Annotated in this window: 10 protein-coding genes; 9 read left to right on the forward strand and 1 reads right to left on the reverse strand. The window is 40.6% G+C overall.

All coding sequences use genetic code 11. The annotated features are described in order from the left end of the window. Nucleotides 1-5 precede the first annotated feature (5 nt). The 6 genes from AC0VYO_RS08220 to AC0VYO_RS08245 all read left to right on the forward strand — a co-directional run bounded on the left by AC0VYO_RS08220 (nucleotide 6) and on the right by AC0VYO_RS08245 (nucleotide 9,057). Nucleotides 6-1,166, forward strand: a complete 1,161-nt coding sequence (locus tag AC0VYO_RS08220; RefSeq protein WP_475368841.1) for an exonuclease SbcCD subunit D — start codon at nucleotides 6-8, stop codon at nucleotides 1,164-1,166. Between the two features lie 14 nt (nucleotides 1,167-1,180). Next, a complete protein-coding gene (locus AC0VYO_RS08225; RefSeq protein WP_475368842.1) occupies nucleotides 1,181-4,531 on the forward strand; it encodes an AAA family ATPase in 3,351 nt (1,116 codons plus the stop codon). 122 nt (nucleotides 4,532-4,653) lie between these two features. Further along, nucleotides 4,654-5,304, forward strand: a complete 651-nt coding sequence (locus AC0VYO_RS08230) for a hypothetical protein (protein WP_430242151.1) — start codon at nucleotides 4,654-4,656, stop codon at nucleotides 5,302-5,304. Nucleotides 5,305-5,327: 23 nt separating this feature from the next. After that, entirely contained in the window at nucleotides 5,328-6,476 is a 1,149-nt protein-coding gene (locus AC0VYO_RS08235; protein WP_430242149.1) for an efflux RND transporter periplasmic adaptor subunit, read from the forward strand. 214 nt (nucleotides 6,477-6,690) lie between these two features. Continuing rightward, nucleotides 6,691-7,563: a fumarylacetoacetate hydrolase family protein gene (locus tag AC0VYO_RS08240; protein WP_475368843.1), complete on the forward strand. Its 873-nt coding sequence runs from the start codon at nucleotides 6,691-6,693 to the stop codon at nucleotides 7,561-7,563. 69 nt (nucleotides 7,564-7,632) lie between these two features. Continuing rightward, nucleotides 7,633-9,057, forward strand: coding sequence for an NAD-dependent succinate-semialdehyde dehydrogenase (locus AC0VYO_RS08245; RefSeq protein ID WP_475368844.1), 1,425 nt, complete (start codon nucleotides 7,633-7,635; stop codon nucleotides 9,055-9,057). A gap of 46 nt (nucleotides 9,058-9,103) precedes the next feature. Here AC0VYO_RS08245 and AC0VYO_RS08250 read toward each other — a convergent pair whose 3' ends face one another. Beyond that, the gene (locus tag AC0VYO_RS08250) at nucleotides 9,104-10,300 is read right to left on the reverse strand and encodes an ornithine--oxo-acid transaminase (RefSeq protein WP_226612546.1); all 1,197 of its coding nucleotides are present in this window, start codon (nucleotides 10,298-10,300) and stop codon (nucleotides 9,104-9,106) included. A gap of 172 nt (nucleotides 10,301-10,472) precedes the next feature. Here AC0VYO_RS08250 and AC0VYO_RS08255 point away from each other — a divergent pair, with 172 nt between their 5' ends. From AC0VYO_RS08255 to AC0VYO_RS08265, 3 genes are all read left to right on the forward strand, one after another. After that, nucleotides 10,473-10,823 (forward strand): DUF1516 family protein, encoded by a 351-nt coding sequence (locus AC0VYO_RS08255; protein WP_430242141.1) that lies wholly within the window; start codon nucleotides 10,473-10,475, stop codon nucleotides 10,821-10,823. 190 nt (nucleotides 10,824-11,013) lie between these two features. Further along, nucleotides 11,014-13,875 carry an EAL domain-containing protein gene (locus tag AC0VYO_RS08260; protein WP_475368845.1) on the forward strand — a complete coding sequence of 954 codons (2,862 nt, stop codon included), beginning with the start codon at nucleotides 11,014-11,016 and terminating at the stop codon, nucleotides 13,873-13,875. 123 nt (nucleotides 13,876-13,998) lie between these two features. Beyond that, entirely contained in the window at nucleotides 13,999-15,330 is a 1,332-nt protein-coding gene (locus tag AC0VYO_RS08265; protein WP_475367153.1) for an FAD-dependent oxidoreductase, read from the forward strand. Nucleotide 15,331: the final 1 nt, after the last annotated feature.

Here is a 15,331-nt window from a genome sequence, read left to right on the forward strand (position 1 = left end):
TTAATATGAGGTTACTTCATACTGCAGACTGGCACCTGGGGAAAACATTAGAAGGAAGAAGCCGTCTACCAGAACAAAAGGAATTTCTTGAAGAATTAATGGTGATTGCTGATGAAGAAAACGTAGACGCTATTTTAATGGCTGGAGACGTTTTTGATACCGTCAATCCACCTGCAGCAGCTGAAACGCTTTTTTATGATGCAGCAGTAAAATTAACTAGTCGTGGCGAACGCCCTCTAATCATCATTTCAGGAAATCATGATAATCCTGAACGGTTGTCGGCATCACGCCCACTTGCACATACAAATGGTATAACGATTATTGGGTTTCCCACAATTGATCCGATAGAAGTAACGGTTCGAAATGGACAAAAGCTCTCTATCGCTGCACTTCCTTATCCATCGGAATCTAGACTGAATGAATGTTTAACAGCGAGTCAGGAAGAAGAGGCTCTTCAGCTAGCCTATGATGATCGGGTGAAAAAGTTATTTAGTGATTTGACAGAAGCGGGGTCAGAGGAGGCCGTTCATATTGCTATGAGTCACATTTATGTAGCCGGAAGCAGAGAGAGTGATTCTGAACGACCGATACAAGTAGGAGGCGCTTATACGGTATCAGCGAATTCCCTTCCTGAACAGGCTCAGTATGTCGCGCTCGGGCACTTACACCGTCCTCAAACGATTACGAGAGCTTCAGCACTTGCACGCTATTCCGGCTCCCCACTTGCTTACAGCTTCTCAGAAGCCAATCAATCCAAGTCAGTTACAATCGTTGATGTGGAGCCAGAGGGTCTTGCTCATATAAATGAAATTCCTATACAATCAGGCAAGCCACTCGTTCGATGGATCGCTGATCAAGGGATTGAGCAAGTATATACGTGGCTAGAAGAAGGAAAAGATGCTGATGCGTGGATTGATCTCGAAATCCATTTAAATGATACGCTATCTATAGAAGAAATTCATCGACTCCGCAGTCAGCATGATGGATTTATCCATATTAGACCTGTCTTTGCAAAAAAGGATCAGCAAAAAGAAGTGTCTAATGCTAATCTTCCGATAGAAGAGCTTTTCAAACGATTCTATGAAAGACAAACAGATGGAGCTGAACCAGAAGAAGATCTTGTCCAGCTTTTTCTAGAGCTAACACAGTCAGATGATGAGGAGTAAGGGGGACTGAAGACATGAGACCGATACACCTGTCCGTTTCAGGACTACATAGTTTTCGAGAGAAACAAGAAATTGATTTTGAATCACTTTGTCAGGGAGGAATTTTTGGGATATTTGGTCCTACTGGCAGTGGGAAATCTTCTTTGCTTGATGCTATGACTCTTGCCCTTTATGGGAAAGTTGAACGAGCAACGAATAATACCCAGGGCATTATGAATCATGCAGAAGACACGTTGTATGTTTCGTTTACATTCGCCCTTGGAAACAAATTGCGCTATCGGGTGGAGCGAAGTTATAAACGTTCTGGAGATGTTTCCATTCGTTCGGCCAATTCAAGATTAATAGAACTTGGTGAAGAAAATACGGTTCTGGCGGATAAAGACCGTGATGTTTCACAGCAGATTCAAGAAATTCTAGGGCTTACGATTGATGATTTCACGCGTGCTGTTGTATTGCCGCAGGGTAAATTTGCAGAATTCCTTTCTTTAAAAGGCACTGAGAGAAGACAAATGTTACAACGTTTGTTCCAGCTTGAGAAATACGGTGATCAATTTAATCGTCGATTAAGAGCAAGAGTGGATGAGAAAAAATATAAGTTGAATGAAATTACGGCTGAACAAACGGGACTAGGTGAAGCTTCTAAAGAATCTCTTAAAGAGGCAAAGGAAGCTTTCTTTGAGGCTGAAAAAGCTGCTCAGAAAGCAAAGGACGATCTTCTTGCAGCTGAGAAACAAAAAGAAAATGTCACAGAGATTTGGAACCTTCAAAACCAGCTTGATGAACTTCGCAGTAGGAAAAAGGCGATAGCTGAACAAAGAGCTGAGATCGAAACGCTTGAAATAAAGATCAATGAAGCAAATGCGGCGGGGCATATAAAGCCTTATTTAGATGCGGTTGAATCAACAGAAAAAGAAGTACAAGAAGCAAAGAATCGTTATGAAGAAACAAAGCGCCGACTAGAAGAAGCTTCAAAGCTGTATCAAGAAAGAAAGAGTGAGCATAAAAGCAAGCAACAAAATCGGCAAGAGCAGGAGCCTCTATTATTAAAAAAACTGAATGAATTTGAGCGTGGATTAGAGCTTGAAAAAGAAATATCTCAACTGAAAACTAAGCGTGCTGGTGTCGAAAATCAATCAGTCACGCTAGAAAAAGAGTCAAAGGTAAAAGCGGAAGAGACGAAAAAAGCACAAGAGGATTTAAAGAAAGCGCGCACGCTTCAATCTGACCTTAATAAAGATTTGACAAGTCGGCAGGTCGCCCCTGAAGAACGTAAGCGAATTCTAAGAGCTCAGAGCTTGAAGCAGGAGTTCCAATCTCTACAAAAGCAGCTAGATGAAGCACATCGTGAAGAAGAAAAACAAGTGAATGCTCAAAAGCAACTTCAGCCTCTATATGATGACGCGATGCAAAACTTGAAGGTGTTAAAGGAGAGTTATGCAGGTTATTATAACTTGGTTCTTTCAACATATCATGCCATATCATCTCATAAGCTTACGCTTGAGAATCACATCCGTAACGTTCAGGATGAAATCGATCAAACGAGTCAAAGACTTGAACAAAATCGCACACACGTCATTGCAATACGTCTTGCGAGAGAACTAGAAGAAGGGCAGGCATGCCCTGTTTGCGGTGCGAAAGAACACGTTCAGCTTGCAGAAGGTAATGATAACACTCCTGATTTGAAGGAAGATCTAAAGGAAAAAGAACAAAGGCGTGAACGGTTAAAAGATCAACTTCAACATGCTAAACAGCTTCAATATCAGCTAGAGCAAACGTCTGACCTGATGTCAGATCAGGACGAGCAACTAGTTAAGGCGCAAGATATAAGCGATGTCGATCGTAACCTTACAGAAGCTGCTGTTATAACAGAAATGAAATCGCTCGCTCAGGATGTTCGAGAAATAGAAGAAAAAGTTAAAAATGCTCGAAAGAATCTTCAGGAGCAGCAGTCAAAAGCGACCGAATATGCTTATCGTCTAGAACAAGTTCAGAAAGATCTAGAAGGTAGAAAAGAAAAGCGGATTAATTTAAGTAAAGAAACAGAAGAAATAACGAAAACCATTCAAGAGGAATTGTCTCTTTCTGTTCATGAGATTGAAGCAGAAATGAAAAAAATTGAAGAGATGGATAAAGAAGCAACCACCATAAGGGAGCGTCTCGAAAAAAGCGTTCCTTATATTGAGAAAAAAGAACAACATCTTTTAGAGCTTCAGGAACAGGTGCAACAACATACTGTGCGTAGAGCTGAATTAACAAGCTCATTACAACAGCTTAAAGAACAAATCAATAAGATGATAGCTGATCACATTAGTATCGTAGGTAACACAACAGCAGAAGAAGGTTACAAAGCAACGAATGAGCAATTACAAGTCCTTCGAAAAGAAGAAAAAACGGCACATGAGCGATTGCAGCTAGCGGAGGAAAGCTATCAGCAAAATGAACGACGTTCCGCTGCCGATCAAAATTACAATGACGATGCTCAGCTACGTTTGAAAAAATCACTTGAAACATATCAAGCAGTTGAAAAAGACTCTATTTTTGAGAACCGTATGCAGGTTAGAGATGCTGAAGTAGATAAAGAACAGAAACAGAAATGGGAAGAGCAAGTACAAGCCTATCGAAAAGAACGAGATCAAACGGAGCATTCGATGGTAGAGCTTGAGAAGAAGCTTTCGGGGAGAGCAATCACTGAAGGAGAGTATCATGAAACGATTGAGAGAGCAGAAAGTGCAAAAGTTAATCGAGAGGAAGCCTTATCACATTATGCAGCATGCCGACATCATGTAGAAGATATAACAAAAAGGCATCAACGCTATAAGGTGCTTGAAGGGGACCGTCAGTCTTTGAGTGAGGAGCTTGAAAAGCTTAATAAGCTTCAAACCGTTTTCCGGGGAAATAGTTTTGTGGAATTTATTGCTTCTGAACAGCTAGAGCAAGTTAGTTTTGACGCGTCACAGAAGTTAGGCGATCTAACCTCTCAGCGATACGCTATTGAAGTAGACTCAGGAGGAGGATTTTTAATTCGGGACGATGCAAACGGAGGAGTAAAGCGACCAGTCTCAACATTATCAGGAGGAGAAACCTTCCTTACATCGCTTGCTCTTGCCCTTGCACTGTCAGGACAAATTCAATTGAGGGGTGCTCATCCGCTCCAGTTTTTCTTCCTTGATGAAGGATTTGGTACCCTAGATGAATCACTTCTAGATACCGTTATTACAGCACTTGAAAAGCTACAAAATGAGAGCTTATCTGTCGGTGTCATTAGTCACGTGCCAGAGCTTCGCGCAAGACTGCCTCGAAAAGTCATTGTGACCCCATCAGAACCATCGGGGCGTGGAAGTCGTATTGAAATGGAGACACTCTAGACATAGGAAACATATCCAAATGGGTATGTTTTCTTTTTTTTCTTGAAAGATACTGTCAAAATACGAGAGTTTATGTAAAAATATGAATAGTAGTTGAGGTAATTTACATAGGAGGAACATGGATGTCGCATTCTATGAGACTAGTTTTAGGAAGCTTTAAACCTTTTTCACACTTTCGTCCGCTTCAATCAGCCTACAGATTAAAAGGATCCTGGTGGCGCATATTCTTATTAACGATCGCAGCCTTTTTAGTAGTTGGAATAACATCGTTTATGAACATCAAATACGCTGGGGAGATGCCTGAATATGCTGGCATTGCAGCAGATGATCGATTGCTTTTCGTTCTAAGTGAAGTGATTACAGATGGTTTACTTGGACTCATCACGTTTGTTCTCCTTGTTTTAGGAGGAGCATTATTATATTGGCCATTCTTTCAGGAAGTTGGATTTAAAAGACTTGCTTACATACATAGCTATGTCGTGTTTATTTTGTTAATCGGTATGGTGCTTCAATTGCCGTTTATTCCATTTCTCCATGAGCCTTCACTCGTATCTCCTTACAGTTTAGGTGTCTACGTAGACTTGATAACAAATAGCCCATTCTGGCTTTATTTTAGCTACAGTCTTTCCATATTTTTAGCATGGGGAACTTTTGTTCAGTACGCTGCGCTTAAGCAAAGTACAACTCATGCGAAAAGATACGTTATCTTTTGGACAATCGGCTTAAATCTAGTCATCGTTGCAATCATCGCTTATATGAGAACGGCATTTTAATGAAAAAGTTGGAGGGTCCATCTGTGAATCGTAAGTCACTTTTGATTAGCATTAGTGTAACTCTTGTTGTCCTTCTTTTCATTACTGTTAACACATTGATTATCCAGAGTGTGATCGCAGGTGAGAAGAAGCTGGAGACGGTTACTGTAAAGGGGAAAACTTATCAAGAACTTGCTTCTTTCAAAGGAGTTCTTATTCCAGAATTAGAAGAGTCATATTATTATCAAGCCTCACGCGGTAACATAGCAGATGTGCTTGTAGGTGGAGGCGATCTTGTTTCAACTGGTACAGCCCTTTTTGAATATGAAGAAGAGATCACTGTGAATACTTCAGATTTAAAGGCGCAATTAAATAAAGCTGAAACAGCCGTTTCTGTGCTCGATGATCAGCTCAGCGACGTGACTATGCAGTCGTCACGTATTGATTCTAATGAAGATCTTGAGGATGAGCAGAAACTACAACTGCAACTAGATGTGGAAGAGCAAATGCGAGAAACAGAATATAAGAAAAGACTTGCTGAGCTTGATGTAAAAGAGTTAGAACGTCAAATTGCTGAGGCAGATACAGAACAAGTAGATCTTAAGGTGGAGTCGACACTGGACGGTACAGTTGAAGAAGTGAATCGTACTCCTGAAGACGGTGAGCCGGTTGTCAAGGTGTTATCTAATAAGATCACTGTTCAAGGTTCCGTCAATGAATTAGATTACCCAACTCTTGCTGTCGATCAGGAAGTGCTGATTCGGGCGAGTGCTTATCCTGGTCAACCAGTCACAGGAAGAGTGACAATCTTAGAGGATCGTCCATATGAGGTAGATGAAGAGACGGGACTGAGCTTGTATCATTTTAATGTCATGATTGATGAGGAAACAGAGATGAAGTCGGGTACACACGTAACCATTGATGTTCCTCTTCATCAAAATAAAAATGCTCCATCTGTCCCTGAGGAAAGCATTATAATAAAAGATTCTACTAGTTATGTTGTCGTGTTTGAAGAAGAACAACTTTACTTAAGAGAAGTAGAACAAGGACGAGAAGAAAATGGAAGAGTAGAAATCCTATCAGGTCTCGAAGTTAAGGAAAAAGTCTTAACTGAGCCAAGAGAGGCTTTTACTGAACTGCTTTCAGAGAAAAAGGAAAAAGAACAGAGTCAAGAAACAGAAAGCAAAGGATAAAACGAGAGGACCTGTAGAGATACAGGTCTTTTTTATTGTTAGAGAAATTCTTATTCGCTCAAAGTTTGATTATCGCAATATTCATGAAAATGAATAGTGTTTCATGTCATAATAGGAGTATTAAAGTAGTGGATGTTCCTCTTAATATGTAACGAGCTTAAAGATAATTGAATGGCTTCCCTTATAGGGGACAAGAAAAGGAGAGAGTGTTGAGATGAAGTTTGTTTCTTTTAGAAACCACGGTGTGTGTTCTTTCGGTATATGGAAAGCAGATAATCGAATTGTTAATTTAAGCGCTTATTATCAAGATCAAGGAAACCACATCTCTGATTTACGATCATTTATTCAATCAGGAAATTTCGATTTAGCTGAACTGATGGAAGTACCGTCTCAGTATGGAGTAGATGTTGAAGATGTTCAGTTAGAAGCACCCATTCCGAGGCCATCTAAAAATGTGTTCTGTGTAGGGAAAAACTATCGCGATCATGCTATTGAAATGGGAAGTGAAAAGGATATACCAGCGCATCCTATGATTTTCACAAAAGCTCCAACGACAGTTAGCGCTCCAAATAGCGTCTTAGCATTTGAAAATGAGCTATGTAATGCACTCGACTATGAAGGTGAGCTGGCGGTTGTTATTGGCAAGCAGGGAAAAGGTATCAAAAGCGATGAGGCCATGAACTATGTTTTTGGATATACGATCATCAATGATATTACAGAGCGCGACATTCAAAAAAAGCATGGACAATTTTTTGTTGGGAAAAGCCTTGATGCATCATGTCCAATGGGGCCAGTTATTTTACATACATCTGCTGTACTAGATCCGCATCAACTGCCTATTAAGACAATGGTAAACGGAGAGCTAAGACAGAGCGGAAATACGTCTGACTTTATCTTCAATATTCCAGAGCTTATTCACGTTCTTTCTAAGGGGATGACGTTGGAGGCAGGAGACATTATTGCAACAGGAACTCCGGCAGGTGTAGGAAAAGGATTTAAGCCTCCCAAATTTCTTCGTGATGGTGATGTGGTCGAGATTCAAATTGAAGGAATTGGTACTTTACGTAATGAAATAAGAAAGAGATAACGTTCTCGTGTTTAATTCTTGCTAAAAAAAGGAATTGTTATCCAGTAAATCTACTAGGAGGGTAAGCGTATGGAAAAGTTTCATTACATTAATGGTGAATGGACAGGTCAGGATCTTGAAAAGCTTGAAGTGAACAACCCAGCAACTGGTGAACTCGTCGGTACTGTACCGGTTGGGGGGAAGTCGGAAACGAAGAAGGCAATTGACGCTGCGCATCAGGCTTTCCCCGCATGGTCAAGCCTCACCGCATATGAGCGGTCGTCATACTTAAAGAAACTCCATAGTTTGATGATGGAACACGAAGATGAACTAGCTGAGCTCATGACGCTTGAAATGGGAAAACCTCTTCACGAATCAAAAGGAGAAGTGGCTTATTCTGCCTCATTTGTGGAATGGTTTGCTGAAGAAGGAAAACGCGTTTATGGTCGTACCATCCCGCCTCATAAAGAAGAGCGAATGATGGAAGTTCGCAAACAGCCAGTAGGAGTTGTTGGTGCCATTACGCCATGGAATTTCCCGGCTGCCATGATCGCAAGAAAGCTTGCTCCTGCTCTTGCTGCAGGGTGTACCTTTGTTGTTAAGCCACCTTCTGCAACGCCACTAACAGCAGTGCGTTTAGTGGAACTTTGTGAAGAGGCAGGTATCCCTAAAGGTGTTGTAAATCTCGTCACTGGGAAATCATCAGAAGTTGCAGGCGAGCTAATGAGTAACCCACACGTTCGGAAAATAACGTTCACAGGTTCAACAGAAGTTGGTAAGAAACTAATGGAACAGGCTGCCGAAACAGTGAAAAACATTTCTCTTGAGCTTGGTGGACATGCACCAATTATCGTTCTTGATGATGCAGACATCGACAAAGCCGTTGACGGCGTCGTTGCTTCTAAGTTTAGAAATGGCGGTCAAACGTGCATATGCGGTAATCGTGTCTATGTACAAGAGAAGATTTATGATGAGTTCATTTCTAAATTCGCTGCTAAGACGAAAGAACTTAAGGTTGGAAATGGATTAGAAAAAGGGACTGACATTGGGCCGATGATTGACAAAGATGGCTATGATAAAGTAGAAAAGCACGTTCAAAATGCGCTTAGTCAGGGAGCTGAATGCGTTGTTGGAGGAGAAGGATATGAAGAGAATGGATCCTACTTCTACCGTCCAACGGTTTTAAAGGATGTAACACCTGGCATGTTAATAATGAATGAAGAAACGTTTGGACCAGTTGCTCCAATCCAAAAGGTTAAAACAGATGATGAAGCGATTAAGTTTGCAAACCAAACGCCATTCGGGCTTGCTGCTTACGTATTTAGTGAAAGCGTTCGAAGGGGAAATCACGTTGTAAATGGCCTGGACTATGGGATTGTAGGCTGGAATGATGGTGTCCCTTCAGCTGCTCAGGCGCCGTTCGGCGGTATGAAGCAAAGTGGTATTGGTCGAGAAGGTGGTCACGAAGGACTTGAAGCTTATTTAGAAACAAAATACGTTTCGATCGGATTATAGAAAATAAGAAAACCTCGCTATAGTTAGCGAGGTTTTCTTTATTTTCTTATTGTACAGATAAAACATCTGTAATTTGTTCAATGGCCCAGTTTAAATCATCTTCACTGATAATAAGAGGAGGCGCAAAACGAATGACCGTTTCGTGAGTCTCTTTACATAGTAATCCTTTTTCTTTCAGCTTCTCGCAATACGGACGAGCAGCTTCATGAAGCTCAACACCTATGAAAAGACCGCGACCACGAACTTCTTTAATCATTGGATTCTTGATTTCTTTTAATTTATTTTGAAAGTAGTTTCCTAGTTCAAGAGAGCGATCTGCAAGCTTCTCATCCTCAAGAACTTCTAAAGATGCCACCGAGACTGCACATGCTAGAGGGTTTCCTCCAAATGTTGAACCGTGAGATCCTGGGGTAAATACGCCAAGAACTTCTTCATTAGCGGCAACACAAGAGATCGGGAATACACCTCCACCTAGTGCTTTTCCAAGAATGTACATATCAGGCTCTACATTATCCCAATCGCAAGCAAATCGTTTACCAGAGCGGCAAAGCCCTGCTTGGATTTCATCAGCTACGAAAAGCACGCGCTGCTCCTTACAATACTCATAAGCCTCTTTAAGAAAACCTTCTGGAGGGATATTGATCCCAGCTTCACCTTGAATTGGCTCAAATAAAAAGCCTGCTGTATTTGGCGTAATGGCTTTTTTTAATGCATCAAGATCACCATAAGGAATGAGTTTAATGCCTGGAAGCATTGGTCCAAATCCTCTTTGGTATTCTTGTTCAGATGAGAGGGAGACAGCTGTCATTGTACGACCGTGAAAGTTACCCTCACAGGCAATGATTTCTGCTTTATCTTTCTCAACACCCTTCACTTCATAAGCCCAGCGGCGCATCGCTTTAACAGCTGTTTCAACTGCCTCTGCACCTGTGTTCATTGGAAGAATCATATCTTTGTTTGTAAATTCAGAAACTTTTCGATAAAAAGGTCCGAGTTGATCATTGTGAAATGCACGAGAAGTTAATGTGACACGATCTGCCTGGTCCTTTAGAGCTTGAATAATCTTAGGGTGTCTGTGCCCCTGGTTGACAGCTGAATAAGCACTTAGCATATCCATGTAACGATTTCCTTCGGGATCTTTCACCCAAACACCCTCTGCTTCTGCAATAACTATAGGCAGTGGATGATAATTGTGTGCGCCGTATTGCTCCGTCATTTGAATAATATCCTGTGTTTGTACCATGTTACGGTTCACTCCCATCTTTTAGTTGAAGCTTCTTTTATAGTATAACAATGAAATCGTTTACTTCCTATCATTTGAAAGAAATTGGGAGGAATGTTTCATTAACTTCTCTTATAACCTTTCATGATATGATAGAGAAGAATCTTTACATAGAAAGAGGGAGAGATCGTTTATGCTGCACGCCCATTATTCTGCTTGGGGATTAACTTTGATTCTTTTTCTTGTTAGCTATTTTTTAATGAGAGCTGGGAAAGGGAAATCGCTAGAAATGATCCATACGGTTCTTCGAATATTTTATATTCTCACTGTCATTTCAGGAATGTTTCTTGTAATAGGTTATGAGTTTTGGGGGCCTTCTATTGTGAAAGGGGTCGTCGCCCTTTGGCTTATTTTCTCGATGGAAATGATACTAGTAAGAGGAAAAAAGGAGAAAAAAATTTGGCCGTTTTGGATTCAGTTTATGTTCGCTTTTCTTCTTGTCATCTTTTATGGGTATTCTATACTGCATCTTTATCAGCTATAAGTCCTAAAAATCACCTTTGATAAGGTGATTTTTTTGAATTAAACGTTTGGTTTATAGATGCCGATATAAGAAGTAGGGTAGATTGGCATATTTCTGGGATAAGTGTATTCGCGCTTTCTACTTTTTGATATCATATACATAAATATAAAAGTTTCGAATTAAAGGGATTAAAGGATGAGGTGTGTATAGCTTGAGGACATTTTCAGTCATGGTTTATCATGATCAAGATTTGCTGGAGTGCATTAATAATCAACCGGAACTGTTTCAGGCACATGCCGTACTCATTCAACTATTTTCTTTGTCAGGTGACAGCAAGCGGGCTAAAGCAGTCGCGCAACAAACATTGACATTCCTTCCTCACGCCGTTCTTATAGGGGCCACAGCAAGTGGCGCTTATTATCAAAAGGACTACGTGAAAGAAGGGATACTCGTTTCCTTTACGACTTTTCAACACGCCGAGATTAAGCTGTTTGATTTGGAAGAGAATGCTTCCACCCTTATGAATGAGAGGACTACACATGATGAACTTGTCATTCTTTTTAATAGTAATGTGGAAGATCGTACTTTGTTTGAAGATATGAAACCGAACCGATTGATCGGAGGTAGAGCCCATACTATTAATGAGGATTCCTTTGTGATCAAAGGTAATCAACTGCTAACGACAGGCGTCGCTGCAGCTAAAATTATCGGAAGTGAGCTTGAAGTTAAGATTTTCGAAGAAACGTTCTGGAAACCAGCCGGACGAACGTATGAGGTGACAAAAGCGCTCGGGACGCGTATTTTTGAAATTGAAGGCCTGACGCCAGTGCAGTTTTATGAGAAGTATTTAGGATATGATGTTGCGAATAAACTCCCGCAATCAGCAGCTCACGTCCCGTTACTTCAGCGGGATAATGGGAATGTGAAGCCGATTACCATTATGGAGAAACATCGAGATGGATCGGTTACGTCGAATCATGTACTAACAAAGGGGTCGAAGCTACAGTTCTCATATGGAGACGCCGCACAAATTCAAACGTCCTATGAGCGCATTGACCAAATGGCTAGTGATTCTTGGAGCCAAAGTCTATTTACTTATTCATCTGCTTCGCTTCGTGCTCTATTTTCAAACGGCATTATTACTTATTTAGAGAATCTTGAAAAGGGATGTGATCTCACATCTGTTTTCCTTGCAACGGAATATTATTCAGATAGCCAAGAAGTACAAATTGGAAATAACAGCATGGTTTTTGCGCATTTCAATGAAAAAAATGCTCGAATGAAAGCCAACGGGCATCAACCATTACACAATCAGGAGATGAAGGACTTGGATGGTTTAATGGCATTATCACATTTAATTAAAGCTTCAACAGAGGAATTAGAGACGTTAAATTTAAACTTACAGCAATCAGAACAGCGCTTTAAATCTCTGTTTGAACAAAATCCGAATCTTGTTTACTCTGTGGATGTATACGGTAAAATTACGAGCGTAAACCCTGCATTAAAATCATTGTTAGGTTACTCGTCTGAAGAAGTTATGAGTAAGCATTCTCTTCAGTTTGTTTCATCAGAGGATGCAGAAATGACTAGGAAGAAATTCTATCAAACGTTTCAGGGGGTAGCTCAAACATATGATGCTCACCTTGTACACAAGTCTGGAATGAGCGTTCTCTTTACAATTACCAATATCCCAATCATTGTTAATGGCGAAATTACCGGGGCGTATGGAATAGCCAAAAGCATCATGAATCAACGGAAAGCGGAGGAGAAAATCGCTCATCTCGCTTATTATGATGTGTTAACCGAGCTTCCTAATCGTTTGTTATTTGAGAACTTACTAAATGAATCAATTAAGAATCCCGATGAGAAGCTAGCTGTCATGTTCATTGATTTAGATCGGTTTAAATTGATTAATGATAGTTTGGGCCACCAAAGAGGGGATCAGATCCTCAAACAAGTGACAACTCGAATCAAGGAAGCTATAAAGGATGATGCTGTCCTTGCTAGATTTGGTGGTGATGAATTTACTGTTCTCTTACCTGGACTGAAGTGCGAAAAAGATGCCCTTATGCTTGCGAGACGCGTCATTGAACATTTGAAGCAGCCTATCGTCTTTGACGAGGTTGAGTACTTTATGACAGTAGGCATCGGTATCAGTCTTTTCCCTCATGATGGATTAGAACTTGATACTGTTATGAAAAATGCTTATATCGCATTAGATCGCGCCAAGCAACAAGGTGCTAATTATATTGAATTCTATACCGATGAAATGACCGATCAGGCTTTTGAGAGATTAGAGCTTGAAAGTTATTTGCGTCGAGCCCTTGAGAAAGAAGAACTGACTCTTTTCTATCAGCCACAAGTTAATCTAGATGAACAGAAAATTTATGCTTGTGAAGCGTTGATTAGGTGGAATCATCCGAAATTGGGACTAGTGTCTCCAGCGCAGTTTATACCGCTTGCAGAAGAAACGGGACTAATCGAAGAAATTGGTATTTGGGTATTGAACGAAGCATGCATGCAAACGAGCAAATGGCAAGAGCTTGGATATGATGACTTGTCGATTAGTGTGAACGTGTCTGGAAGACAGTTTCAAAGTGAGAAATTCGTTGATTCCGTTAGAGAAGCATTAGTGGCTTCTGGTCTCGATCCTCAATCTCTACACCTTGAAGTAACGGAGAGCACAACGCTCGTCAATACGGATTATAGTATTTCGATGCTAAATGAATTAAGAGAAATGGGTATTAAAGTGTCCATTGATGATTTTGGAACTGGTTATTCTTCGCTTAGTTATCTGAAGGATTTCCCATTAGATATTTTGAAAATCGATCAGTCCTTTATTCGAAACCTTCAGGAAAACAACGCAGATGCAGCGATTGTTAAAGCGGTCATTACGATGTGCGAAGGTTTGAATTTATCAATTGTTGCGGAAGGAATTGAGACGAAAGAACAGGGTGATATTATTAGAAGCTTCGGGTGTAACTTTGCGCAAGGATTTTTCTATAGTAAACCATTGAATAAGGATCGTTTCGAGAAACTGCTTCTATCAAAGCAATTTCCTTTGGCAACCTAACGAAGATCGACCCAATGTGGTCGATCTTTTTTATTTTGCAGAGCGTCCTGCCTCCAATGTGCTCCAGCTGTTTCAACCGATAGTTGGAAGGGAATAGGACCATAGCAAAGAGGTGATAAAGAGATGGATTACGACGTCATGATTATTGGAGGAGGCATATCGGGCCTCACACTTGCTGTCAAATTAGGACAAAGTAATGTGAAAACGCTATTAATTGAAAAAGATAAAAGAAGCGGGTTGATTTATAAAGGTGAACTTCTTCAGCCAAAAAGTCTTCAAGTCCTTGACCGAATTAATGTTTTAGATGTAGTAAAAGAAAATGGTTTTCACTTACCTTCGATTGAATTCCATGAGTATAACCAAAAAGACGATGGCACGATGGAGCACCTTAGTTCAAATGAATTTCGCTACGATGTGATTCCATCTCTCTATAATACATCGCTTATGATTCCACATGAGAGGCTAAAAGAGCTTCTTTTCGAAGAGGCTTCAAAATATGAATCTGTTGATTATATACAGCCTGCTAAATTTACGGGCTTTACTGAAGATGAGCCTGAGAATAAGAAAGCGATCATTCAAACTAAAGAAGGAGAACGTGAAATTCACGCAGGTTTTTATGTTGGTGCTGAAGGAAGAGCTTCTCCAACAAGAACAGCTATGGAAGTGGAGATGAAGAATACAAAATATAATCATCATTTCTTGACGGTATCGTTTCCCCGACCAGAGACACTAAATCAGTCAACTATCATCACAACTCAAAATAAATTTGTCGGATTATTCCCACTTCCGAACAATGAAGTAAGAAGTGTACTGTTGATTAAGCCGGGAGAGTTCAAATCGATGCGTGAAGAAGGATTAGAGTCCTTTTACCGTGCTTATTGTGAGCTAATGCCGGAGCTTGAGGGCTATGTTCATCAAATTGATACGTGGAAAAAGATTCAACTCATGATTCCTGTTAGGCACAATGTCTCCAATTACGTCAAAAATAATTTGATCTTAACAGGGGATGCCGCTCATAGCGTACATCCTATGGCAGGGGAAGGAATGAACCTGGCAATTCAAGATTCTGATGTATTGGGAGAACTTCTTTGCTGGATGTATAAAACGAATCAGACGGAATGGAAGCAGCTTAAGTGGTATGAGAAAGTGAGAAAACCGCGAGCGGAATATGTGTCTACGCTTAGTCATCAAGCTGCACTGCTCTACTCTTTTCCTTATCGTCCGTGGCAGAGACTTCGAATTAAAGGGGTCAATCAAACAGAGCATTCACCTCTTCTGCACTATAAACAGATGTTAAATACGTCGGGACTTGGCATTTGGAAGTTTAACCTGTTGGATCGATTGAAGCAAGCAGGAGTAATTCCAGCTGCAATAGGGAATGGGAAATTAAGTAAGCATCCAAATGAGAAAGTAATGTTCACGAAAGAGGATGATTATCCGTGGTATTGCAAATGAG

This window comes from Anaerobacillus sp. 63XJN7_4_ISO-PGPR-S23-413 (assembly GCF_056173725.1).